Annotated in this window: 15 protein-coding genes and 1 pseudogene; all 16 read right to left on the bottom strand. The window is 52.4% G+C overall.

All coding sequences use genetic code 11. The features are described from left to right. Positions 1-11: 11 nt before the first annotated feature. The 16 genes and pseudogenes from KNP64_RS07755 to KNP64_RS07680 all read right to left on the bottom strand — a co-directional run bounded on the left by KNP64_RS07755 (position 12) and on the right by KNP64_RS07680 (position 24,885). A complete protein-coding gene (locus tag KNP64_RS07755; RefSeq protein ID WP_034778837.1) occupies positions 12-1,445 on the bottom strand; it encodes an MBOAT family O-acyltransferase in 1,434 nt (477 codons plus the stop codon). Between the two features lie 24 nt (positions 1,446-1,469). After that, positions 1,470-1,949: a hypothetical protein gene (locus KNP64_RS07750; protein WP_034778840.1), complete on the bottom strand. Its 480-nt coding sequence runs from the start codon at positions 1,947-1,949 to the stop codon at positions 1,470-1,472. 76 nt (positions 1,950-2,025) lie between these two features. After that, positions 2,026-3,132: a non-hydrolyzing UDP-N-acetylglucosamine 2-epimerase gene (wecB, locus tag KNP64_RS07745; protein WP_034778842.1), complete on the bottom strand. Its 1,107-nt coding sequence runs from the start codon at positions 3,130-3,132 to the stop codon at positions 2,026-2,028. Positions 3,133-3,212: 80 nt separating this feature from the next. After that, positions 3,213-3,989: pseudogene (gene tagH, locus KNP64_RS07740) on the bottom strand (teichoic acids export ABC transporter ATP-binding subunit TagH); the annotation flags it as partial. Positions 3,990-3,996: 7 nt separating this feature from the next. Further along, positions 3,997-4,794 (bottom strand): ABC transporter permease, encoded by a 798-nt coding sequence (locus KNP64_RS07735; protein WP_034778846.1) that lies wholly within the window; start codon positions 4,792-4,794, stop codon positions 3,997-3,999. A 16-nt stretch (positions 4,795-4,810) separates the two neighbouring features. Further along, positions 4,811-6,100, bottom strand: coding sequence for a nucleotide sugar dehydrogenase (locus KNP64_RS07730; RefSeq protein ID WP_214792575.1), 1,290 nt, complete (start codon positions 6,098-6,100; stop codon positions 4,811-4,813). Positions 6,101-6,241: 141 nt separating this feature from the next. Continuing rightward, entirely contained in the window at positions 6,242-8,416 is a 2,175-nt protein-coding gene (locus KNP64_RS07725) for a glycosyltransferase (RefSeq protein ID WP_214792572.1), read from the bottom strand. Further along, positions 8,413-11,484 (bottom strand): CgeB family protein, encoded by a 3,072-nt coding sequence (locus KNP64_RS07720; RefSeq protein WP_214792569.1) that lies wholly within the window; start codon positions 11,482-11,484, stop codon positions 8,413-8,415. The genes KNP64_RS07725 and KNP64_RS07720 overlap by 4 nt, the downstream gene beginning before the upstream one ends. A gap of 82 nt (positions 11,485-11,566) precedes the next feature. Next, on the bottom strand, positions 11,567-11,893 hold the full coding sequence (locus KNP64_RS07715; protein ID WP_034778855.1) for a hypothetical protein: 327 nt from the start codon (positions 11,891-11,893) through the stop codon (positions 11,567-11,569). Positions 11,894-11,903: 10 nt separating this feature from the next. Continuing rightward, the gene (locus KNP64_RS07710; RefSeq protein WP_214792566.1) at positions 11,904-14,591 is read right to left on the bottom strand and encodes a glycosyltransferase; all 2,688 of its coding nucleotides are present in this window, start codon (positions 14,589-14,591) and stop codon (positions 11,904-11,906) included. Between the two features lie 198 nt (positions 14,592-14,789). Further along, the gene (locus tag KNP64_RS07705; protein ID WP_214763488.1) at positions 14,790-16,865 is read right to left on the bottom strand and encodes a bifunctional metallophosphatase/5'-nucleotidase; all 2,076 of its coding nucleotides are present in this window, start codon (positions 16,863-16,865) and stop codon (positions 14,790-14,792) included. A gap of 262 nt (positions 16,866-17,127) precedes the next feature. Beyond that, positions 17,128-19,071, bottom strand: a complete 1,944-nt coding sequence (locus tag KNP64_RS07700; protein ID WP_214792563.1) for an asparagine synthetase B family protein — start codon at positions 19,069-19,071, stop codon at positions 17,128-17,130. A gap of 71 nt (positions 19,072-19,142) precedes the next feature. After that, on the bottom strand, positions 19,143-19,643 hold the full coding sequence (locus KNP64_RS07695; protein WP_214763490.1) for a hypothetical protein: 501 nt from the start codon (positions 19,641-19,643) through the stop codon (positions 19,143-19,145). 223 nt (positions 19,644-19,866) lie between these two features. Continuing rightward, positions 19,867-22,272 (bottom strand): Ig-like domain-containing domain, encoded by a 2,406-nt coding sequence (locus KNP64_RS07690; RefSeq protein WP_214792560.1) that lies wholly within the window; start codon positions 22,270-22,272, stop codon positions 19,867-19,869. A 760-nt stretch (positions 22,273-23,032) separates the two neighbouring features. Then, positions 23,033-24,358: an Ig-like domain-containing protein gene (locus KNP64_RS07685; protein ID WP_214792558.1), complete on the bottom strand. Its 1,326-nt coding sequence runs from the start codon at positions 24,356-24,358 to the stop codon at positions 23,033-23,035. A gap of 152 nt (positions 24,359-24,510) precedes the next feature. Continuing rightward, positions 24,511-24,885 (bottom strand): nuclear transport factor 2 family protein, encoded by a 375-nt coding sequence (locus KNP64_RS07680; protein ID WP_034778866.1) that lies wholly within the window; start codon positions 24,883-24,885, stop codon positions 24,511-24,513. Between the last annotated feature and the right edge of the window lie 11 nt (positions 24,886-24,896).

The raw sequence follows: 24,896 nt of genomic DNA, 5'->3' as shown, positions 1-24,896 counted from the left end.
CTCCTTTCTCTTTAGAAGCGGAAGTAGATAAATGGATTGAACGTGCTCGACACGATATACGAAATCGATAAGAAGAAGAGCACGGTCACGCCCGTCACACGGACAAGTCCGACGATGCGACGAGTCGTCATCGATTTCGTCTCATCGAGTTCTTGGCTCAATAGTTTCCCGACGACGATGCGCGGGATTGGCGTTGCCCCTATGATGGCGATCGTGAGGACGACACCGTATTGAACCAAGTAGTAGAGCGCTTGTTGGTCGAATAGCGGACCGCCGTGAAGACCGAACATCGCCTGTAAATAACTGATCGCATATGGGAAATCGTCGGCTCGGAAGAACACCCAACCGATGATGACGACGAACAGCGTGAACGATAGCGACAGCCAAGACGGCATCGCTTTCAACCATTTCCCAAGAAATGCACGTTCGAGCATGATGAATACTCCATAGTATACACCCCAGGCGATGAACGTCCAGCTCGCCCCGTGCCATACACCGGTCAAGAGCCAGACGATGGCCAAGTTACGATACGTCTTCCACTCGCCTTGGCGATTTCCACCGAGCGGGATGTAGACGTAGTCTCGGAACCAGCTTCCGAGAGACATGTGCCATCTGCGCCAAAACTCCGAAACGGAACGTGAGATATACGGGTAGTTAAAGTTCTCTAAGAAGTGGAACCCAAACATGCGCCCTAGCCCGATGGCCATATCCGAATAACCTGAGAAATCGAAGTAAATTTGGAGCGAATAGGCGATGACCCCGATCCAGGCGAGTGTCGTCGACATCTCGCCGGCCGGCATGCCGAAAATCTGGTCGGCGACGTAGCCGGCACTGTTCGCTAAAATCATCTTCTTTCCGAGACCGATGACGAAGCGCTGAATCCCAGACACGAAGTCATCGATCGTCTCGCGCCGGTCGACAATTTCATCGGCGACCGTCTGATAGCGGACGATCGGTCCGGCAATCAATTGCGGGAAGAACGAGACGTAAAGTGCCAAGTCGAAAATGTTGCGCTGGACTTGACCGTCTTTGCGGTACACGTCGATGACATAACTCATCGCTTGGAACGTAAAGAACGAGATACCGAGCGGGAGCGGGATTTCCGGGTCGTTCAGCGAGAAGCCGAGGACGCTGTTGACGTTCTCGACGAAGAAGCTCGCATATTTGAACACCCCGAGCATCCCTAAGTTCCCGAGCACCATGAGCGTCATCCATAACTTGATTTTCTTTTCATGTTGTCGGTCACGATCGACGAGACGTCCGAAGACGTAGTTCATCACAATCGACGCGAGCATGATCAAGACGAATCGCGGTTCGCCCCATGCATAGAAAAACAGACTCGCGGCAAGCAAAATCATATTTTTGACGGGACGCGGCGAGATGAAGTACAAACCGATGACGATCGGCAAGAAATAGAATAAAAAGACGGTTGAACTAAATAGCATCTGAGTTAGTCCCTTCCTACAAGATTACTCCTCAAACGAGAGATATAAATCGTCGAGTCGAATGGTCCGGGGCTCCGTCGTCTCAATCACATACTTGTAAGAGAGTTTGAAATACTCCGCACCTTCGACTTGAGGAATCGACTCCTCAATCTGGTTGACGCCCGGGTTGAGCGTCAACTTGAAGCGTTTGTTCGAGACACGTTCCTTATCTTTATATTGCATGAAATACATCTCGAGCTTCACGGTCGCATCGCTGAGCACGTGAATCTGTGTATCGAGGCCAATTGTCTTACAAGGGTCCATCTTGGCGTCGGGTAAAAACATTTGTGACGGCGGGATTTCAAATTTCAAATCGAACAGTTGCACATAAATTGAGTCGGACTCACTCTCCGGCATGAACGTAACTTCTGTCTTATACCCTTCTTCACGCATCCGTAAATGGTCTTTTTGAAAGCCGCGCGGATAATAATGATAAATCGCAGGGCGAATTCGTTTGACTGCCATATCGTTTCCTCCGTTTATAAGAAAAGAGTCGCCGTACGCATGTACGAGACAACTCTTATTCTTTTACATTAAGTTATTAGAAATCCGTTGCCAAAATGGCGTCGACGATGCGTCGTGACGCTTCCCCGTCACCGTAAGGGTTCGAGGCTTTCGACATCTTCTCGTAAGCCGTTGCATCCGAAAGAAGCTCATCAGCGAGACCGAAGATGACTTCTTCCTCGACACCAGCGAGTTTCAACGTACCAGCGGCCACGCCTTCTGGACGTTCCGTCGTGTCACGAAGGACGAGGACCGGAACACCGAGTGACGGTGCTTCTTCTTGCACGCCGCCTGAATCCGTGAGGATCAAGTGCGAGATTGATGCATAGTTGTGGAAATCGAAGACGTCGAGTGGCTCGATCAAGTGAACACGATCGATGTCGTGTAAGATCTCGTTGGCGAGTTCACGGACGACCGGGTTCATATGGACCGGATAGACGACTTCGATATCGTCATACTTCTCGATCAAACGACGGACGGCGCGGAACATGTTGCGCATCGGCTCGCCGAGGTTCTCGCGACGGTGGGCCGTGAGCAAGACGAGACGGCGGCCTGATTCACGGATTGAGTCGAGCAACTCGTTCGTGTAGTCTTCACGGACCGTCGTTTTGAGTGCGTCGATGGCCGTGTTGCCCGTGACGAAAATCTTGTCTTCCGGTTTGTTTTCACGAAGCAAGTTCTCTTTCGACGTTTCCGTCGGTGCGAAATGAAGGTCGGCCATCACGCCTGTGAGCTGACGGTTCATCTCTTCCGGGAACGGTGAGTACTTGTTGTACGTGCGAAGACCCGCTTCGACGTGTCCGACCGCGACTTGGTTATAGAACGCCGCGAGCGATGCCGCGAACGTCGTCGTCGTGTCACCATGGACGAGGACGATATCCGGTTTCGTTTCAGCGATGACTTCACCCATGCCTTTGAGCACGCGTGACGTCACGTCATACAACGTTTGTTTGTCTTTCATGATATCCAAGTCGTAGTCTGGCTTGATCTCAAACAACTCGAGCACTTGGTCGAGCATTTGACGGTGTTGCGCCGTGACGACGACGATCGGTTCGACCCCTTCACGTTTCTTCAACTCGAGGACGAGTGGTGCCATTTTAATCGCTTCCGGGCGTGTCCCGAAGACAGTCATTACTTTTTTCATCGATTCGCTAACTCCTCTTCTGTGAGCGGCGGCAAGATATACGTCTCGCCGAGCTCTGTAGATTCGACAACGGTTGTCCGGCGTTTCAACTTATCCGCTTTGAACGCGTCTTGTTGGTCTTTCGATAAGTTACGGAACCATTTTAAAAACTTGTTGTATTCGCGTGCGACTTCTTCGACCGGTCCGTATTCGCGGACCTCGCCGAACTCGAGCCAAAGTCCGAGCGTACAGAACTGCCGGACTTGTGACACGGAGTGGCTGATGAAGAAAATCGTCTTGCCTTGATCCTTGAACTCGTTCATCTTCGTGAGACACTTGTCGGTGAACGTTTGGTCACCGACCGAGAGCGCCTCATCGATGACGAGGATGTCAGGGTCGATATTAATCGAAATCGCAAATCCGAGACGCGACTTCATCCCGCTCGAGTATGTCTTGACGGGTTGATAGATGAAGTCACCGATATCGGCGAACTCAACAATCTGTGGCGTCAGCTCGGCGATTTGTTGTTTCGTCATCCCGAGCATGAGCCCTTTCAATTCGATATTCTCCATCCCGCTCAAGTTCCCGTTCAAGCCAGACGAGATTGCGATGAGCGCCGTCTTGCCTTTTAACTGGATTTGACCGTGGGTGGGCGGCATCACATCCGCGAGCAGGTTCGACATCGTCGATTTCCCTGACCCGTTGATGCCGATGATGCCGACGACTTCGCCCGGCGGCACTTCAAACGTGACGTTCCGGAGCGCATAGAATTGCTTCCCGTTCGTTTTATTGAGGAAAATCTCCTTCAATTTGTCGGTCGGCTTGTTGTATAACGTATAACGTTTTGACACGTTTTCAAATTTAACTTGATACATGATAGCCTCCTCAAATGTAATCGATGAAATATCGACGGAAGCGCATATGGATCATCGAACCAACAAAGAAGAGGACGAGCACGATCGCCCAGTAGTAGAGACCATACGCCCAGTTGTTCGCGAGCCAATCGGTACCGAGGAACATCGAACGATAGCCTTCAATCAAGTAATACAATGGGTTGACTTGAAGAATATCTGCGAGACGGCCGGTCGGAACCCAAAAAATCGGCGTCAAGTACATGAGCATTCGCATGAGCGATTGCAATAAGTTTTGTAAGTCGCGCACGATGGTCGTCAGTGCGGACGTGATTAACGCTAGCGAGTAAAGTAAGGCAAGAGCACTGATCGCCAAGTAAATGAACCAAAGCGAATGCAGCCCCATCGGATAGCCGAACGCCCACATTAACACGTAGGATACCGCCACTAAAATGGCATGGCGATAAAACAACGATAACAGGACGTACGCAGGAATCGTTGAGATTGGAAAGCTCATCTTAGAAACTAACCCAATCTTCGAATAGACAGACCGAGCCGTGGAAGTGATTGCCGCGGCAATAAAGAACCAGACGACAATCCCCGCAACGAGCCATGGCAGAAACGGCACGCCATCAATCGGCCTGCCGCTTCGAATACCAAATCCAAATACAAACCAATAGACTGCGATTTGCAGCAATGGCGTGACGAATTCCCATAAAAATCCGAGGTACTGCATTGAATAGTTGCTCTTCGTCTCATACGTCGCGAGACGCATGATCAGATACTTACTCGACTGCAGTTCTGAAAGAATAGCTTTCGCGGATTTAAACATGTGAATTCACCTTGAATCAACGTACGAGATTCGTTTCCTTTGTAAATTTGTACAAGTTGCCGTAGTTAACGACTGCCACATCCTCGCCAGCTGGCTTCACGATGTTGCGCGTATCAAAGATCATCGGACGACGCATCGCTCCGCTAAGTTCAGCGAAATCGAGTGTCTTGAACTCGTTGTGGTCGACGAGGACGAGGACGAGGTCCGCGCCTGCGATCGCTTCTTCTTTCGAGACGAGGTCGAAACGGCTCGATGTCGACTTCTCGACGTGACCGTCATGAACCGAGATGTTCACGCCACGGTCGAGCAAGAGCTCACAGATGTCGACAGCTGGGCTTTCACGCATGTCGTCAACGTTTCCTTTGTACGTCACGCCGAAGACAGCGACTTTCGCGTCTTCGATGCCCGCAACGAGCTTCTCGACGTTGTCGGCCACGTAGGCTGGCATCGAGACGTTCGTCTCACGCGACAAGTTGATGATTTGAGCGAGGTCAGGTGACTTCGCGACGATGAAGTATGGGTCGACCGCGAGGCAGTGACCACCGACGCCAGGACCTGGGCTATGCAAGTTGACGCGCGGGTGTTTGTTTGCCATCTCGATGACGTCGAGGACGTTGATGTCGAGGTCGTTACACACTTTAGCGAGTTCGTTCGCGAGTGCGATGTTGACGTCGCGGAACGTGTTCTCCATGAGTTTCGACATTTCAGCCGTCTTCGCATCCGTCTTGACGATCTCGCCTTCGACGAATGTGCCGTAGACGCGTGCGCCAGCTTCCGCACAGGCAGGCGTGATGCCGCCGACGATACGGTTGTTGTGCACGAGCTCGTGCAAGATTTGTCCTGGAAGGACACGCTCTGGGCAGTGAACGAGGAAGATGTCTTCGCCCACGACGAATCCAGCTTCTTCAACGATCGGCTTGACGAAATCGTCCATTGTACGTGGCGCGATTGTCGACTCGACGATGATGACGTTGCCTTTCTCGACGAATGGAAGGACTTTACGTGTCGCGTCCAAAACGTAAGTGAGGTCGCACGACTTGTGCTCGTCATCATTGTTTGGTGTCGGGACGGCGATGATGAAGGCGTCCGCTTTCTCCGGTGAGAGTGACGCACGGAATTTACCTTTTGCGACGACGTCGGCTACGACTTCGCCAAGACCTGGCTCTTCGATGTGGATTTCACCACGGTTCAATTTATCTACGACGTTTTGAGAGATATCTACCCCAACGACGTCGACGCCGTATTTAGCGAAGACTGCCGATGTCGGCAAACCAATATACCCAAGACCTACTGTACATACTTTCATTTGTAGTAACCTCCAAGTGTGTGTGTGCCCTGCGATTTCTCAGTGCGAGCATGTCCATCATTTTATTTCAGTTTCGACAATAAAACAATACTCATTATACTCTTGAACAAATCAGCCGAGCAATTACATTTTAATGACAAATCAATGTTTTTCCGTTTCGGACAACGCCTCTAGTATAAGCTGTTCCAGCTTTTTAGCAAGTGTTTCGACCGCGAAGTGCTCAAACGCATAGGCTTGAAGCGGTTTTGCGGCTTCGAGCAAACGGTCTGAATCGTCGGCGTACGAGCGAATGATGTCGACGGCGTCGGACACATTTTCGAGCAATACGTCGTCCGGATAAATCGTCTCGCTTCCCGTCCAGTGACGGATGAGCGGATACGTCCCCGACGTCATCGCTTCGGCCGGAGCCAAATGGAAGCTCTCAAGATCGCTCATCGAGAGGACGAAACCGATCTTTTGCAACCATTCCGGCACGTCGTCGCCGTGGCCGTCGAACTGGACGCTCGATTGGAATTGCGGCTCTTCGAGACGGGCGAGCAACTTGTCGTAATACGCCCGCTCCTCTTCCCGCTTGTTGATCCAGTAGATCTCGTTCGGGTGATGTCCTTTAATGAAGAGTTTATAGCGGCTGTCTTGTTGTAACAGCTGCTCGAGCAAATCGAGCGCCAAATCGAGCCGTTTCAGTTTCGGGTTGACGCCGATCATACCGAGGTGGAACGTCAAATCTTGTTTCACTTTCGGCTGCGCCAAACGCTTGCCGTCGACGGCGTTATAAATCATCGTCATCTTATGGCGCGGAATGCGGAACAGACGGTACATCTCTTCGAGCATATACGGCGAGACGAGGATGATTTTGTCGATGTTGTGCAAGTTGTATTGGCGCGGGAATGGCGTCTCTTTCTCTTGACGGTGAATCCGGACGATCAGCTTCTGGTGCGGCAGCTTATGCTCCGAGTACCAGACGGCGTTGCCGAGTCCCCACTCACAGAAGATGATGTCGGCCTGCTCAAGACATGCCTTACTATGGTTGACGTTGTGAATCTTATGGCCATCCCATTGGTCGACGAGCACGTTGAAGCGCGGGTTCTCCGAGAACTGCTTCATGAACAGCTTCAAGAACTTCAAGTCATGACCGGCGAAGACGATCGTCAACTTCTTCATCGCCCACAACTCGTCGCGCAGACGCGCGTACGTGTTCGTGAACGTGTAGTACTGGGCCATGTCGTACAAGCGCTTGGCGGCCTCACGGTAGATGCCTGCGTCCGTGAGTGCGAGGCGTGCCTTGTCGATGAACTCCGTCTCCGAGTTGACGAAGAGCGGATAGTCCGCCCCGAGGATGAGCTCGTGCATCGGGTTACGGTTGAGTAGTACCGGTTTTCCGAGCGCCCCGTATTCGAGCAGCTTCGTCGACAGCTCGAGCGAGGCATCGAGTTCCGGATGGCGCCAAGATACGCCGACCGCACTCGACTCGATTAACGTCTCGACGTCGCGGCGCGGGATGCCTTTCAGCCACGTCACGCCTGGATCGTGACCGAGTCGATGTGTCACGTCTTTGCGGAAGTTCGGGTTGTTCGGGTCTTGATTGAACTTGTCCCCGGCGACGTGAAGCTCGGCCGCCGGATGTATGCCACGCAGTTTCGCGAACGCCGTCAAAATCTCGCTCGAATACCAGAGCGGGGCGAATTTGCCGGTATAGACGAGGCGGTCGTTCGGTTTCGTGAACGATGGTGTCGCCTCTTTCACGTTCGGAATCATCGGGTTCAAGATGAGGAACGGACGCTCTGTCGGAAGGAACGTTTCAAAATAATCTTTCATCGCCGACGTCTGGCAAAGCATGCGGGCCGAGCGTGAGGCGATTTGTTTCAAGCGGGCAAGCTCTTCGTCCGACGCCTGCGTATGGTCGTGCGTGAAATCCGTGATATACGTCCACGTCTTCGCCATCGTGTCTTCATATGCTGACAAGTTGTAGGCGAGCTGGAAGCCGCGGATGAACGCCAAGTCGTACGACCCGCTCATCATGAGCTCATGGATGAGCTGGGCCGCCTCAGACGGCTCGAGCACTTTCTTCTCGTAATAAGGTTCGTCCTTCTTCGGTGACGTCTCGCTGAACACGTCGAGGAAACGGACGTTCGGCAACTCACGAATCGACGCCGTCACTTCCGGCTTCACGATCGAGCGTTTCAATAAGATATCGACGTGAATCGACGGGTCTTGTTTCAACATATGAACGACGGATGTCAGCCAAATGGCCGACCCGTCGATCAAGTTCAAGTTCACGTCCCCATAGACGAGGACGCGGAGCGGTGCTTTCGTCATAACGTTACCTCCTGGACCATTGCGTCGGAGAGATTAGCTCCGCCTTTGACGTATTGATACGGGTCGATGCTGAAAATGCGCTCCCCGGACTGGGCCAGTTCTTGGAGTGACGCATCTTTCGTCAACACGTCGAGTGCCTCTTTCACGCTATAGAAGCGGAGTGCCGCCGGTTTGACGAGCGAACGTGTCGGCACAGCGTCGAACACGTAGCGATAGCTCGCATCTGTGTCTTGTTTCTCGAGCGTCCCGTCAAACGTGTAATGGTCGCCTTTCGTCAAGATGTTGGCGTCGGCATAACGCGCCGCCAAAATATAATCGGACACGTACGACGGGCCGTAGTAGTCTTCCCGGTTGACGTACGCCATCCATTCGAAGCCGTCCAAAATCTCGGACAAGGCGTTGTACTGCGTCAAATAGCTGAGCATGAACGTCGAGATCTCCTCGGTGTTGTACTCGTTATAGACGTCGATGTAACCGTCGAACTTGTCGAGGAACACGACGAGATGCGTGTGGGCATAGTCTTGCGCTTGATAGATCGACACGACACGCTCCATCTCTTCTTTCGAGCGGACGATGGCGACCATGGCGACTTTGGCGTGATCGACCCGATACGGGATGCCGATCGCACCGACGACTTGGGCGAGTCGTTGCGTGTACGTGTGATACGTCAACACGTGACGCATCCCGCGCATGGCGACGTCCTCATAGAACGCGTCATCCGTCAACAGCTTCTTGAACGTCTCGTCGAGCATGGCATCTCCCTCATCGAGGAAGACGTAATCGCCGAGCATCTGCTTGACGCCAATCGAACGCGTGCTGACGACCGGTGTCGCACAGGCGAGTCCTTCGAACACACGACGCGAGAACATCGTCGGCGAATCGTTGACCGAGTTGACGTTCAGCATGACTTTGAAGCCTTTGTATGCTTTCGCGATCTGGTTATATTTCAAACTGCCGCGAATCGAGTCACGGAACTGCTCCGGGAATTGGAGCTGGTCCGTCTCGCCGCGTTGGTTCATCTCATAGTTGCGGTCATAGATGACGAGGCCGTAACGGTTCGCTGCGGCGAACAGGCGGTCCATATCTTGACGACGCGACTCATGACGGTTCGCGTAATACGAGCCCGCGAACGATGCGTACGGTTCACGCGTACCCGGCAAGCGAATCGGGTTGTGCTCTTTCGGTTGCGCGGCGAACGGGAGCGCGCCGACGCGGTCGTGACCGCAGTCGCGGATATAATCCTCGACTCGATTCTCGTCGGTCGTGTAGACGTAGTCAAACCGTTTGGCTGTCTCGATGAAGCGATCGTAGTGGATCGGGTCTTCCTTGTTCCAGAACACGGTCGGGATGTTGTTATGACGGCACCATTCGAGCAGGCCGTCGAGTTCTTCCCACGTGTTCGTGCCGTATTTGACGATTTTCTTCTCCCACGCCCCGGCGTTCCCTTTCCACGCCGACTCGACCATCAAGAAGTCCGGCTGTTCATCGGCAAGCACGGCCGTCCAGTTGTCCGGTGTGAACGTGATCAAGTCACATTCTGGACGGTACGATGCGGTCGTGAACTCATCGAAGATGGCCGCGACTTTCAGTTCGTGCAGCTCACGCGGCACGGCACGGAAAAGACGGGCCTCACGCACGTCGAGCCATTCCGGGCTACGCGTCCGGTCGCTGATGATTTCCTCGGTGACACGAATCCGGTCGATGACCGCTTCCCCGTCCCCGTCGACACGAAGCGCAAAACGGAGGCGACGCGCCTCTTTCTCGAACTCGAAAATTTTCTCTGAACCGAGTTGGACTTGCTGCATATTCAATCGGCCTTCCGTCGAATACGTGATGATATAGAGGACGACGTTCGTCCCTTCACCCATCTCTCCATCGACCGTGACCCGGTAACGACTGTTCGATTTGACGTCGAACAAGAAATCGACCGGCAACAGTTTGAAGCTGTTGTTCGTCTCGGCGTACGAGATATAACGGCGATTGCCTTCCCCGGTCTTCAACTTGACGACCAGCTGGTCGTGTTTATGTTTCAGTTTGATCGTATCCGGCGTCGGCACCGTCCACATCGACGGTTTGAGCGACAGGATTTCTTCGCGACGGACGCTCTTCTCGCGGACCATACCGAGCTTCAATCCATGAAGCTCACCGTGACCTGAGAAACGGACAAAATAGCGGACCGTTGTATGGCTCGGTGTCAGGCGGATAATGCCGCTTAGCCCGAGCGGGACCTCGATCATCTGGTCTTGGCCGTCCGCCGTGTACGTGACGACGAACAGGGAAGCGTTCGCCGTGCCGGTCACCGTCCCTTTTAAATAGAAACGATAGACGTCATCGTCCATGTCCCCGAGCGGGAAATCGATGGCACGTTTCGTGTTCACGTGCGGGAGCGCCGACTCGCCGACGCCGAAATGGACGTACTGGCTGCCGACGCCGTGAAGCAACAGTTTATCGTCTTCGAAGTCGACGACGCGGTTGATTGCCGAGATCAACTCGAGCTGTTTTGGTGTCAAATCGATGCGATAGTCGAAATCAGCGTCTTGCATATGGTAAGCCATACCTTCGACATCCCAAAGCGAGACACCGTTGACGTTCAACTCGATGACGCTATAAGAGCCTTTCCCTTCCGTCTCGATGGCGAAGCGGACTCGCGTCTCGTTCGCGAGCAAGGCGATGTCGGTCGGTGCTTGATTGTAGATGAACACGTCACGTGAGTGCTTGTTCCGTTGGTAGAGCGACACTTTGACGACGGGATTGACGTCTCCTGTCGCCTTCGCCCGAAACTGGATGTGCAGATGACGAGTTGATTTTGAGAACATTTGCTTGAGGTCAAGCGCCTCTTCTTTTCCATCCGCTCGGTACGCGAGTGCGACCGCTTCCGGCCGTGAGACGATGACGTCCGCTCCTTCTAAGTGCACCGCATTCGATGCGGTATACCAATTCGGGACGATCGGTCCCCCTTTACGGGAAATCACGCGATTGCGCGTCTTATTGATGATTCGTTTCCCGACGCGACGTGAGCGCTGTAAACCAAGATGTGCCGCACGACGTGCTTTCGTTTGCCAACCCATATGTCTTTCCTCCAAACTGCGGGGTTGTTCCCCTCGATTTCACTAATAAGGAAGCGACACATCACATGTCGCTCCCGGTTGGTCATTTTCGTTTGACGATTTTGCCGACACGGCTTCGGATGGCCCGCACTTTAAGGAGTACTTTGCCGACTTTAGACTGTGTCAAACTTTGATATTTACGATTGATTTGGGTAAATTTCCGACTCATTTGGTGATAGCGTTTATCGGCCTTCTCGACTTCTTTCGAGATCCACTCTACCGTATAGAGCAGTTCGGCGTAACGATGCAAGAGACGTTGGTATTGTTGACCCCTGATCCGGTATTCACGTTGAAGTCGTTTGTTCTCCTCGATTTGTTCAGCGAGCTGCATCTCGAGAAGGTTCTTTTCTTGTTTCAATTGTTCACTCATGGTTGTCACCTCAACGGAATACGTCGAAATATAGACGTTTCAATTCATTTTTTTGACCGCTCTCGTACAGATCGATGAACTGTTTGAAGCGCGGGCTTCTCGGTTCGAGCGGCTTGAACTGCTCATAGATGGCATATAACAGGTCCACATTGCCGAGGAAGTCCTCTTCCCGCGACCGGCGAATGAACTGGAGATACCATAGCTCGAAGAACCGTTCAAAGCGCGTCTCGCGGTAAACGTCGAGCACACCTTCACGTTCGAACGCTTTCGCTCGGGCCGTCTCACGCAAGAGACACTTCTCGAAGTAACGGCGTGTGATCGTGTTGACGGTCGACCCGGCCACGGCCGCGTAATAATCGTGGATCGTCAAATCGACGAGTGCGACCCGTTCTGCCGACAAGAACATCTCTTGGAAGAAGAGCGAGTCTTGACCGACCGCACCGATCACTTGCTTCAATCCGTTCTCGACGATGAAGTCGCGGCGGATGACCATCGCTTGGATGCTTTGGACTTTGAAGTTGTGCTCGAGCAAGTAGGCGCGCGGATCTTCGATCATGCGAATGCCATCTTTTTCGAGCCCTTCGAGTTCAATCATCGCCTCACGGTTCGACAGCTTCAACATACTGCCGACGGCGAGGTCGAGTCCCGGTTCGCGTGTCATCAACTGATACAGCTCATGATAGCCGTCGTTGACCGCCTCGTTATCCGGATCAAGGAACGCGATATACGGAGTCGTCGCAAGCTCGACGCCCTTATTGCGGGGGCGTGAGGCACTGCCGCTGCCGCCATCCGCGAACGAGTACGTGTAGACGTTCGCGTGCTCACGTGCCAAGCGCTCGACGTAACGAGCCGTCTCGTTGTCGGTCGAACCATCGTCGACGAGCCAGATTTCCATGTCGTCAAACATCGAGCTCCGCTTCAAACTGAAGAAGCATTTGTTATACAAGTAACGGCCGTTGTTATATACCGGCACGACGACAGACAGTTTATAGTCACGTGGTGCGTTCGGCGTCACGACGACCTCGCCTTTGACGAGCTCGTATCGGTCAATCGCATAACCTGATAACGTGCGTGTTTTGAGCGTCCGCGTCGCGACTTCTTTTAGCGACAACTGTTCGGCGACGAACACCGAACGGTGGACGTCGGTCACGTCCGTCACATAGTCATGTTCCGGGCCCGTGACGAACGTCTTGCCGTCGAAGTAGGCCGCTTTCGTCACGAACGAGACGTCCGTGTATTTGAAGGCGTTAATCATGTCTTCCAAGTAGTACGCCTCATACGTATAGGCCGAGTCAAAGAACGCGACGAACGCCGTTTCTTGTAAATCTGTCTCGGTCACGGCGTCTGCCATGCGGAAACGGACGCCCGCATATGTCTGTGCGTCGATCATCGCTTGGAGACGCGACTCGTCACCCGAGCCGACGACGAGGACAGGGCGGGCCCCGAGTGCCTCCGTCTCGAGTCCGAGCGCGAACAACATCTCTTCAAACCGGTCGTGTAGCGTATGGCCGCCCATAACCGTGCGAACACCAGACAGTTGCTGGCGGACCATCTCGTCTTCTGTCTTGAACATGCTCAAGATTTGTTTTGCGTCCAAACGTCCCGTCGCGATGAACACGTTTGGGAAATCGTTGTTGACGGCGATATTATAGTTCGTCAAGACGAGATTGCCGCGCGCCTGTGCATCATAGATCTCTTGGGCGCAGTAAGTCGGACTGTTCTTCACTTCGTTGACATGAAGAATCCAGTCGACCGATTTTTTCAAGTCATCCATGTTTGTCTCGCTGGCGACGAGATATGGACGATACGCCTCAGCGACTTCTGTATGTTGATCACGGTTCGACTTCGTCACAAAGAGTTGATGGTCCGTCTCTAACACACCGTCCATCAATTTGTTGACGTCGTCCATGAACACGTTGCGCATCGGGAAGTCGTTCGTGACGAGCACATCGTTCAGACGCGGGCGCGTCATCCCGATCGGATTATGAAGCAATTGGTTGACGAACGGCTTGATGACGAAGACACGGTCATGGTTGCACAGTTCCGTGTAATCTTGAACCCGTTCTTCGTTGGCCGTAAAGACGACATCACATTTTGCCGCGAGTGATGCGAAACGAGCGTAATGGTTCGTATCGGCCTCCGTGTGGAACACGGTCGGGATGTCCCGATAGTTCGCTTGTTTAATCAGTTTTTCGAGCCATTCGCGCGAATGTGAACGTGGTGTCCCCATATGCTCAAAACTTGTCGCCGCTTCTCCTGGAAGAATCGGGCTGATCATCAGGAACTCGATGTTCACATCGGCATTGATGAGTTCTAAAAACTCGGTGACCGTACTGAACGTATGGATGTTGCAGACGTTACGCCACGTCTCGGCCCGTTCGACCGGTCCGACGAACGCCACGTCGATGAGTTTCTTCTTATAATAATACGCGGTTCCGTTCGACGACGGGAATGAAGACACGTCGCTCGGGAATCGCTCGGACGCCGTGCCCCATTCTTGTTCGAGAGCCGTATGGTAGGCTTCGAGTTTGGCGTCGTCCCAATATGGGAGCTGGGCTTTCTTCGTCAAAGACGGCAAGTCGTTAATGAGAACGACATCGCCTTCATCTAGTGGTTCTTTTTGTGAAATCCGTTCCCGTTCGGCACGTACCCATTTCGTGTGCGCTTGAACGTCGGACAATAATCGTCTTACATCCATTAAATTCGCCTCATTCTTTCATCATGTCGTATCGTAGGCTTCACACCTACACCCTCTGTCATAGTATCAAATATCAGATAGGCAAGCAATTTCAGTCAGATGACAATCCATTGACCCGCCCCTCTTGTCGTATACCCGACTTTCACGACCATTAACAAAAAAAACACTCCCCTGAAAAGATCAGGAGAGTGAAACTGCTTAGTTTGCTGCTGTGTCGACGATGCGACCTTCGACTTTCGGCTCAACGGTTTTGAGACCGGCCACGTGGTCACGCAAGTTTTCCCAGTCCGAGAGACCGAGGTCTTGGACGCGTCCTTCTGCGTATGCTTTGCCGAGTTCTTCGAAGCCGTCGCCGCCTTTCGCCGTGAAGGCGTTCGTTGCGACTTTATAACGCGTCGTGTCGTTCGCAACGAGGACGTATGCGTCGTCTTTCAAGTACTCGATTTTCGTCACGCGTGAGCCTGACGGTTTCGAGCTATCGTACGTCACTTTCAAGCCGGCGACGTGAAGGAAACCGCCGTTTTCGTTTGGAAGCGGTCCGACGCTGCGCTCGAACGTTTGGTAAATCTCTGTCCCACTGAGGTCAGCGATGGCGAGCGTGTTGCCGAACGGAAGCGTCGTGAGCACTTCACCGATCGTGATTCCCCCTTCATCGATGGCTGCACGGATGCCGCCGCCGTTTTGCATCGCGCCGATGACGTCCGCGTTGAACGTCTTCGCTTTCGCGAGCATACCGTCTGTGATCAAGTTACCGAGTGCCGTTTCGTTTTTACGGACGCTCTCACCTGTCGTGTTGTCCGGATCTCCCGATCTTGGGTTCGTCAACGCTGCCGTCGCTGTAGCGCCGGTCGGTTGGTTTTTCAATGCGTCGACGTCTTCTTTGAACGGTGCAAGGAGTTGCGTCGCTTTCGCGTCCGCCTCAAGTTTTGACACGTCGATGACCGTACCTTCATGCGCGACGACTTTGCCGTCATGGTCGAACGTGACGTCGAGTGTGCCGAGGTATTGGCTGTACTGGTACGCCTGGACGATGATGGTCGGGTTGTCTGTATCCGCGTTCTTCACGACCGGTTCCTTGAGAAGCGAATGCGAGTGTCCGCCGATGATGACGTCGATCCCTTCAACTTCTTCCGCGAGGATTTGGTCGTTGTCGACCGCTGCGTTGTCATCATAGCCTAAGTGCGTGACCGCGACGATGTTGTTAACGCCAGCTGCCTCGAACGCTGCCACGGCTGCTTTCGCTTCCGCGATGTAGTCTTGGAATTGCGTGTCGCCTGGGCTGGCGATGTCAGCCGTCTCTTCTGTTGTGAGACCGAAGAATCCGACTTTGACGCCGTCTACTTCTTTGATGACACCTTCATAGAGACGACCGTTGTATGGCTTGTCCGTCACCGCATCACGGAAGAGCGGGTTCAAGTTCGCATCAGCTGAGAAGTCGAGGTTCGAACTGACGAACGGGAAGTTCGCATAGCGGATGAACTTGGCAAGCTCTGCGTTGCCGTCTTCGTCGCCGCCGAGGTCGAACTCGTGGTTCCCGAGCGTCATCAAATCGTATTTCATGTAGTTCATGAGTTTCAAGTCAGCCATACCTTCAAACTTGTTGAAGTAGAGCGAACCTGAGAATACATCCCCCGCATCGATCAAGAGAGCGTTCGGCTTCTCGGCACGAACTTGCTTCACAGCTGTCGCGCGTTTCGGCGCCAAGTCGAGTGAAGCGTGCGTGTCGTTCGTGTGCATGAACGATACTGTATTCCCACCGACCGAGTATGGAAGTTCGGCTTCGATTGTGCGGCCGTTACTCGTGAATTTCGCGTGAGCTGTGAACGAACCGATTTTCGATGTATCGATACCATGAACGCGGACGAGACGCTCGACCGTACCGTTCGCAAAGCGAACATCGAGACGAAGTGCGCTCGGCACGTTTTCCCCTTGTTTGAACGAGAGCGCTTCAGCCGGCTCGATGGCGACCGGATAGTTCAAGACGCGGACGCGCTTCTCGACTTTCAACCCCTTACCGAGAACGATTCCTTTCGCCGTTTGATATGTACCGAGTTTGTTCATCTTGACCGAAGACTTGTACCAGTGGATTTTGGCCCCTTTGTATGTCTTGTCGAGTGACGCGTCGAGGTCCCCTCCGCGGACGAAGTCCGTTTTCAGTTTGACCGTCTTCGCTTTCGGTGCCGCGTCAGCTGTCGCTGCCGGAACGATCGATGAAGCGGTGATGGCCGCCACAGCGAGTGAAGCGTACAACTTGTTCGTTTTTCGTGTGAGCATTTGATTTTCCCCTTTCAAATGTGGTGAAGCAGAACTGAAACGAATAATAGCGCTTACAATGTCTGACGGATGACAATTGGCCTTGCTCCCTATTCCGTCTTCAGACCTATCGTTTCAGAGATCACTCTCCTCTCTAAACATATCCAATTCCACTAGTAAATACAATTAATTTTTCGTTAATTCCGTGTATCTTTTCCAAAAAATCCCCCGACTGCAACATCGAGGGATTCCTTGGAAATTGAAACACGTTAGGCAAAAAGCCTTACTCCACTTCAATCAACTCATGAACTTGTGTGAACGGACTCGATGCCCCAGCCTTCAAATGACCGTGCTCGATTTCTTGAAGACGCAGCGCCTCAAGTTGCATCTTTGAGGCCGCGCCCCATTTGTTTGGTCCACAGTCACGGAGGGCGACCGTCCGGACCATGAACTCGGTCGTCTCAGCCGTCGCATCGAACTCGACCCATACTTGGTTCGGGCCGCCCCAGGCCGCGATATCCTCGGACAAGTACAAGACCCCGTCGACCCAAATCTCGTAGCGCATCCGTCCTAGGCCAAGGGACGACCGCTTTTCGAACGGGTTGAGCACGTTCAAGTTCAAGCGATACGTCTGTCCGGATTTCGTCGGTAGAATTTGCGTGTAGACCATGTGATCGCCTTTTTTCATCGCGTTCGCCTCAAGATGATACGACACGTTTGTCGTCAAGCGACGTACGTTCAACGGGATCGTCGACTCATCCAACCGTCCGCTCGTGATGACCCCGTTCAACGGCATCCAGTCTTGGTCGAGCGTCGGATGCAGATAATCGCGCATCGTGTCGCGTTTGTTCACGCCCCAGAACGCGAGCACTGGCCACTCATGACCGATCACTTCATAGAACAGCTTGGCGTATAGACGGTCCCCATACTCCGGCATGAGGAACAGCTCAAGGATGGCCCGGGCGTTGAACGGGATGTACGTCTCGAAAGCGACGTCGCTCTCAGCGAGCACTTGCTGGTGCCACATGCCCATCCGGTACTCCCAATATAACAAGTCGTACGGGTCATAGCCGTGGAGCGTCGCTTCGGTCAACCCGACCGCTTCAACGTAAGACGTCCATAACGCGACGACGCGGTCATCTTCCCGCGACTTCCACGAGTAGCAACGAATCGCGCCTTCGACGGTGAACTCGGCTGGGAGGGTACGGTTTTTCCGGTAAAAGGCACGGCCGATCTCGAGGATGTTCGACCGTAGATGTCGCGTCGGCCGGTCGTTGTACAGCTTCATATATTCATAGGCGTGGGCATGACCGTGATTTGATGTCACACTTTGGCGCATCATATCGCGAAACGGTTTTGTCTCGTCCGCTTGTTCGAACGCTCGGCCGTCGACCGGGATGATACGATGGGCGAACCCGAGGTCGCGCGCCATCATCGTGGCGACTTCCGCATCGATGTCGAGCGACTCGACGTGCGCCACGTTTTGGTACGTGAACGCCTCGATGTTTGCGAGGAACGGTTTCAGGAGCGCGAGCGACAGACGACTGTCGATCCCGGCTGTGAGGGAAAAGATGATGCGTTCGTCTGTCTCGAACAGCTGATGCAACTGGTTGTCGAACCACGTCCGGAGCGGTTCGATTGCCGCCTCGACTGGTAGCGATTCAAGCGGACGCCGTGGATAATAACGCGTCATCACACATGAACCATCGACGAAATGGTTCGGGACGAGAATCCGGATCGTCTCATAGATCGTGAAGTGACCCGGCAAGTGGTAATGGTTGTGTTGACGCAACTCGCTTGAACAGAGCGGGTGCGGTGCGGACTGGACGTCTTCTTGCAACAGCTCTAAATGACTGGCGGCCCGGAGCGGCGCTTCTGTCGTGAAGTAGACGCCACGCATCCCCGTCGCATCGTGGTAGAGCCGGACGGATGCCTCGTCGCCACGAATGAGCACATAACGACCGCCCATGAAGTCGAGTGACTCATGAAACGCTTCCGTCGTTTCTGCGTTCAGTCGCGCAAGCAAGTTCATCCGGTCACGCTTCATCGCTCGGATGTCAACGACATCCCCCAAGGCGAGCATCCACCGACTTCCATTTTGAATCAAGTCGACCTGAGTGATTGGGTCATAGTAAAAGAAGTCACCGTTCGGCAAAGTGACCACATCCCACCCGTCACGTTTGGTCTGTGTCGGCGTCATTAAAAATCCACGTTGATAAGCTTGCATCGTTTTCCCTCATTCTATAGTAAATTCTGGCCTCGACTCGAAAAAAGATGAGCACCGGACATGCCGGTAACTCATCGAGATTGACTGATGATGGTCATCCAAATATTAGAGGTAGAACCCGCTGCTTTTGCATAGTCAGCCGGTTTAGCCAAATTGAGCTGAACACCGTTTTGATATAAATACAAGTGGGTCACTCTCCCGCCACCAGAAGCCCCGATCGTGATGCCTCGTTTCGTGAGCGTCTCGTCCGGTTCGGCAATGATAGAGACGACCGAATCGCCGCGATCACGACGGACGACAATCGTCCCACGTTTCGGGTCGATTTCGGCCCCTGTGAAGCCCATCGGTTTATGACTGCTGTTCGAGTGTATGTATAGGCCTTTCGCATCTAACCGTAGCGCCATCCCGCTAAATCGCAAATCGTTTCCCAAGGTAGACGCATGAAGCTTCACTTTCGCCTCGGCTTCTTGGTTTTGTTGATAGATGACGCCAGATAAAATCAGACAGACCAAGACGAACGTCCTGACGAGAAATTGGAACTTTCGTCTCTGTTTCCGTTGTGCACGACTCATAATACCCCTCCAAATTATATATTATTCCTAAAGAAAATAGAACCAATATAATAATACCTTATTTGTTTTAAATTCCCATAATTTATTGGGATTAATATGTATTATTTTCAGTTTACTACATAGTAAAACCGGCAGCGTCAGACGCTACCGGTTTCAAGATGGCTCCGCCTGAAGGCTTTGCTCTATTTAACCCTAAGGGAGGGTCAATGAATGTCAGCGCTAATTACTTAGCGATGTTCACCGAAGTGAACAATGGGTGTTTGTTGTTCGCGAGGTCGAGGACTTCGAACGCAGCACCCGGTTTGAGCGTGAGCGTTTGAGCCGTCTCAGCCGGAGTCAACACACGGTCAACCGTGATTTTGACTTGGTTCGACTGCGATCCCATGACTTCTGAGACTTTCGCAGATTTCGCGAGGTCTTGGTCGCCGACGAAGAGTTTGAAGTCTTCATAGCCGTCCTCGATTGAGTAGTCTGCGATCGACTCATCGAACGTGAGCGTGATGATCGCGTAGTCGCCTGACACGTTGTTCGACGTGAGAACTGCCGAAGTGAGACCTGGAAGGTCGTTTTCAGCGAACTTCTCGTTCAAGGTGAGTGTATCCATGACGTTGCCCGCCACGTCTTTAACGTTTTGGATTGTGAACGCGTATTTACCAGATGTCTGGATTGCGCCTTCTTTGAGCGTCAACTTGATGACGTCACGTTTCTCGTTCGTGAAGACGGCTTTCTCAGCGATCGCTTTGCCTTCGATCAAGAAGTTGCCCAAGTAGAGTGATGATGGGTCAAGTTTCTCGCTGAACTTGAGGTAAAGTGTGCTGTTGTCCTTCTCTTGGAAGTAGTAGCCATCGAACGTCGGCTTCTCTTTCTCGATTGGGCTCGATGTGATTGAGAACTTGATTGATTGAGCCGCGCTCGCGTTGCCGACGACATCCTCTACGAGGTTCTTCGGAAGCGTGACCGAGTAGTTTCCAAGTTCAAGATCCGAGATCGGCGTCTTGATTTGGTTCTTCGAGTAGTACGAAGCGTCTGTCCATGCTTTGACTTTCTTCTCGACACCGTTCGGCGTGATGTACGAACCGACCATTTCGCCATCGTAGAGCGCGTTCACTTCTTCAGAGAACGTGAGGACGAGGTGGTTCTTGCCGTCGATGACTTTCACTTCTGCCCCAGTCACAGTCGGTGCAGTCGCATCGTTTGTGAAGTTGACGAGTTTCGTCGAAGCAGCACCGTAGTTGCCAGCGAGGTCGCGGAACTCAGACACTTTCACGTCGATTTGACCGATGAACGTGCTGTCACGGACAGTGAGGACTTTGCCTGACTCGTCGAGCCATGCGTTGTCGTCAAGGTCAGCTTCGATGTCACCGTTTGTAAGCGTGATTTTCGCAACATGGTTGTAACGATCCACGTAGACAGCCTCAGAGAATGTCACTGTGAGGTAGCCTGGTTTCGAAGCCGACATGCCGACGACTGCAGGCGCTACACCGTCAACGACTTTCTTCTGAACGACTTTCGTCACTGGGTTTGGTGTGATGAAGTTGCCAGCGAAGTCACGGAGACCGACGAGCGTCAACTTGTAATCTTTTCCTGCGACGAACTGAGCGTCTGACAAGTCAAGGATGAACGACTTACCGTCCCACGAGAGCTTGTCGACATCAACTTTGTAGCCAGCGCCAGAAGCGTCTGTCAACTCAAGTTTCTTCTCAAGCGCTTCTTCTGAGTCAACGTTGACCGGCTCAGAGAACGTGAACTTCACGCGGTTGTTTTCAAGGTACTCAGGATCGTTAAGGACTGGGCGCACGTTATCTGTGAGCGTGTAGATTCCTTTGAACGGTACGAGATCTTTGCCGTCAAGACCTTTGATCTTCGAGCTGGCAAGCACGGCGTAACGGCCGTCGAATGTCTTCTCGGCGCGAACGACGAGCGTTTTGCCGTCTTTCGAGAGTGTGCCGCGAAGTCCTTTGAGGCGTTGTGCATCTGGAATGTGATCGATTTCGACCGTTCCATCTTTGAGCATGCCGTTATAAAGAAGTGTGCTCGCGTCAACCGGTTTCGAGAAGTTGATTTGAAGTTCTTTGGCGTTGAGCAACTCGACGCTTGATACCATCGGTGCTGACTCGACGACTTTATACTTGAACGATTTCGAAACCGTTCCATACGCTTTGTTCGAGTAAGTGAACGTCGCAGTGAACTCGCCGACTTGCGACGTGTCGATACCAGACCATGAACCCGGCTTCATGTAGACGCGGTCTGCAAATTTGACCGGCTGTGAGCGGATACCTGAGACGGCTTGTCCTTTTTCGAAGACGAGCATTTCTTTCGGTCCGATCACTTCTTGAGCGTAGTTCAAAACGCGAACGCGCTTCTCAACTTTGATGCCCTTCCCTTTGACGAAACCTACCGCCGTTTGGAAGACACCGAGCTTGTTCATGTTGACTGAAGACTTGTACCAGTGAATCTCTGATCCGTGATACGTCTTGTCAAGCGCTGCATCCAAGTTCCCTTGACGTACATAGTCCGAGCTGAGCTTGACGACAGGCATTGCCGCTGAAGCTGACATTGCTGGTGCGACCGCTGCCGCTGTCACTGCAAACGCTGCCGCTGCCGTGACAAATTGTTTTTTGTTTGCCATCTTGTTTAAATCCTCCCTTTGGTAAAATGCGATTTCTGCGTCTTCGACTCCCCCTCGTCCTCTCGATCACGCCTCAAGGCACCCTTACTGCCATGAGTTATGTATAGCATCGATAGGACTTGGGTCATACAAAAACAGGTATCTAAAACCATACATTGACTTTTAGCCTATGCATCGTCCCAGATTGCTTACATCCATAATATACATAACGTTTCCAATTGAAACAAGCGACTTTTTATCGAAAAAGGGAAATGATAATGCATTTTCGTATTTTTATTTAGAATATTCAAGACATCAATATGGAATTACCAGTGTGATTAAAATCGCATAAAATCAACAAAGTAAGCGCTATCAATGTTTTTAATCAAGATCAGACTTCTGTCATCGGATTCGATTTTTATGAAACGAATGCTTAAAATATAATTTCCAGTTATCGTTTTGGCTTTTACATTTAATAAACCTATATTACCTTTAATTGACATTTAATTATGCGAGTAATGTTTTTTAATAAACCAATTCATTACCAATTCAGAACTTCTACTGATTCGTCCGACACGAATTACGCTTTTCGAATAGGACTTTTGGGTCAGATGAATATGGACGATTCATAGCCGGTGAGACGTTTTTTCTTCAATACGACAGAAAATATCCAGTAAATGGTTATCGAGAAATCGGAGTATGGTTCTTGTATTGTCATTTTGCTAAATGATCACACACAAAAATCGCCCTTCCTGAGAAGGGCGATCTGAAGTATTGCTTTTTAATATCCAGCGTAGCTGAGTGATTCGATGAAGGCGCGTTTCTCGCCAGCGTAGAGCGGCCATTTAACGACACCTTCGCTGCCTTCCACCGTGACGATGATCCGGTTCTGTGGACGGACGTTCGTTTTGATGAACTGAATGAGTTTTGCATCCGGCTCAAAGATGTACCACTCCCCAACCGAACCATCCTCATACTCCATGTACTCGACCTCTTCCGGGTCGATGTTCACTTTGTATGACTTGCTGCCGACTTGGATGCGGAGCGTATCCATATCGAGGTAACCTTCATCTGATTCGATGTCGACGAGAAACACCATATTGGCTTTTGATGGCTTCCCGAAGAAGACAGGCGCGAACGTCTCAGCGTAGCGGACGTCCCCTTCGCTATCGAATACTTCTTTATGAAGCGTCATTTGGCCAGGCAAGCGATAGAACTTGTTGTATAGCGCATGTTGCACGCCGAGCTTGAGGGCTCCGCCTTTATTGCCGGCTCCGTCGACCACGTACAACTCGATCGGTTGTCCGAGCTTTTGTTTCGGGATCTTGATGGCAAATTTCCCGGTCGACATGACTGGGGCTTTATACGTCTTCGTCCCGATCTTCGCATAGACGGTTGCATACGCTTCGGCCGTACCAGTGATTGCCGTTGCGGTCGTCGTCACGCTCTGCGTAACGCGTGGACGCATCGGGGCACGACCGTCTTTGATGACTTTCGTCGAACGTGTGAGGCTCGTCGCCCCCTTCGCGTCGACTGTCGTTGCCCGGATGACAGTGCCGATCGGAAGGACCGCTGTCGTACGGCGATAGACGCCTTTCGCGTCATAACGTGCCGTGTACGTCGCGTTCCCGACTTGAAGCGTCAATTTTGCACCCGGTGTGCCGGTCACGACGATGTGACGGGCCGTGCTGTTGACTGTGCCGATTTTCGGCGTCGCCGGACGTGCGACCGGATCGACCGCGACGACGACTTGTGTCGTCTCGCTGACGTTTCCGGCAGCGTCACGCAAACTGACCGAGATGACTTTTCCGACCGACTGCGGGCTCATGTTGAATTGAGCCGTTCCTGCCTCTGTGACGACGCGCGTATACACTTTGCTGTTGATGCCGATTAAAGCTGTCGTACCGGCCTCACCTTCGATGACGATTGATTTCGACGTGTGGAGCGGTGTCGAGACGACCGGTGCGAGTGGCGCCGTGACGTCGACCGTCTCGACGACCGGTGGCTCTTCTGTCGTCGAGCCTTCCGCTTGCGCGTGAAGCGGCAAGAGTGGCGAGACGATGAGCGAACCGGCTAAGAACAACTTTAAATACGATGAATGATTCATGACTTTCCTCCATTATCTAGGTTTAACATTAATTTGGTTTGTTAACATACTCTATTGTAATAATATCTCTACTAAAAGGTTTTCTTTTTGTAAAATCAGGTAAATGATTTCACAAAAAAACTGCTTTGGATGTACCAAAGCAGTCCTCCCTCTCATACTTCATGAATCATCGTCGCCTGGCCGCCTTGCCAAAGCCACGTGTCGTTCTCTTTCACATAGACATGCAGCACCCAAAACCGGCCTTCGTAGGCGTTCGTTCCGAGGATGAAACGCTCTTCAAGCAATAGTTGCACGAGGGCGATCTCGCCTGCTACCGTCTCGTCGAACGTGACGGTCTCCTGCGTGATCCACTGGACCGACGCTGGGTCGACGAACTGATCTAAAAACGTTTCTTTATCGAACTGACGTCCGCTCGAGTCGACGTAACGAAACTCGTCGTGCATGATGCCGCGCATCGCGTCCAGGTCGCCCTTGACTTGAAGCGCGGCCCGTTCGTCAGAAAGTTGTTTTAAGTTGATTGTTTCCATTGATGTACCTA

The organism is Exiguobacterium sp. s64 (assembly GCF_018618035.1).
Lineage (GTDB): Bacteria > Bacillota > Bacilli > Exiguobacteriales > Exiguobacteriaceae > Exiguobacterium > Exiguobacterium mexicanum_A.
The sequence above is the reverse complement of the archived record's forward strand: the minus strand, read 5'-3'. Positions and strand labels throughout refer to the sequence as shown.

Coding starts and splice junctions, on each gene's coding strand:
- KNP64_RS07755 (WP_034778837.1), bottom strand. CDS start 1,445: ATGCTATTTAGTTCAACCGTCTTTTTATTCTATTTCTTGCCGATCGTC.
- KNP64_RS07750 (WP_034778840.1), bottom strand. CDS start 1,949: ATGGCAGTCAAACGAATTCGCCCTGCGATTTATCATTATTATCCGCGC.
- wecB (WP_034778842.1), bottom strand. CDS start 3,132: ATGAAAAAAGTAATGACTGTCTTCGGGACACGCCCGGAAGCGATTAAA.
- KNP64_RS07735 (WP_034778846.1), bottom strand. CDS start 4,794: ATGTTTAAATCCGCGAAAGCTATTCTTTCAGAACTGCAGTCGAGTAAG.
- KNP64_RS07730 (WP_214792575.1), bottom strand. CDS start 6,100: ATGAAAGTATGTACAGTAGGTCTTGGGTATATTGGTTTGCCGACATCG.
- KNP64_RS07725 (WP_214792572.1), bottom strand. CDS start 8,416: ATGACGAAAGCACCGCTCCGCGTCCTCGTCTATGGGGACGTGAACTTG.
- KNP64_RS07720 (WP_214792569.1), bottom strand. CDS start 11,484: ATGGGTTGGCAAACGAAAGCACGTCGTGCGGCACATCTTGGTTTACAG.
- KNP64_RS07715 (WP_034778855.1), bottom strand. CDS start 11,893: ATGAGTGAACAATTGAAACAAGAAAAGAACCTTCTCGAGATGCAGCTC.
- KNP64_RS07710 (WP_214792566.1), bottom strand. CDS start 14,591: ATGGATGTAAGACGATTATTGTCCGACGTTCAAGCGCACACGAAATGG.
- KNP64_RS07705 (WP_214763488.1), bottom strand. CDS start 16,865: ATGCTCACACGAAAAACGAACAAGTTGTACGCTTCACTCGCTGTGGCG.
- KNP64_RS07700 (WP_214792563.1), bottom strand. CDS start 19,071: ATGCAAGCTTATCAACGTGGATTTTTAATGACGCCGACACAGACCAAA.
- KNP64_RS07695 (WP_214763490.1), bottom strand. CDS start 19,643: ATGAGTCGTGCACAACGGAAACAGAGACGAAAGTTCCAATTTCTCGTC.
- KNP64_RS07690 (WP_214792560.1), bottom strand. CDS start 22,272: ATGGCAAACAAAAAACAATTTGTCACGGCAGCGGCAGCGTTTGCAGTG.
- KNP64_RS07685 (WP_214792558.1), bottom strand. CDS start 24,358: ATGAATCATTCATCGTATTTAAAGTTGTTCTTAGCCGGTTCGCTCATC.
- KNP64_RS07680 (WP_034778866.1), bottom strand. CDS start 24,885: ATGGAAACAATCAACTTAAAACAACTTTCTGACGAACGGGCCGCGCTT.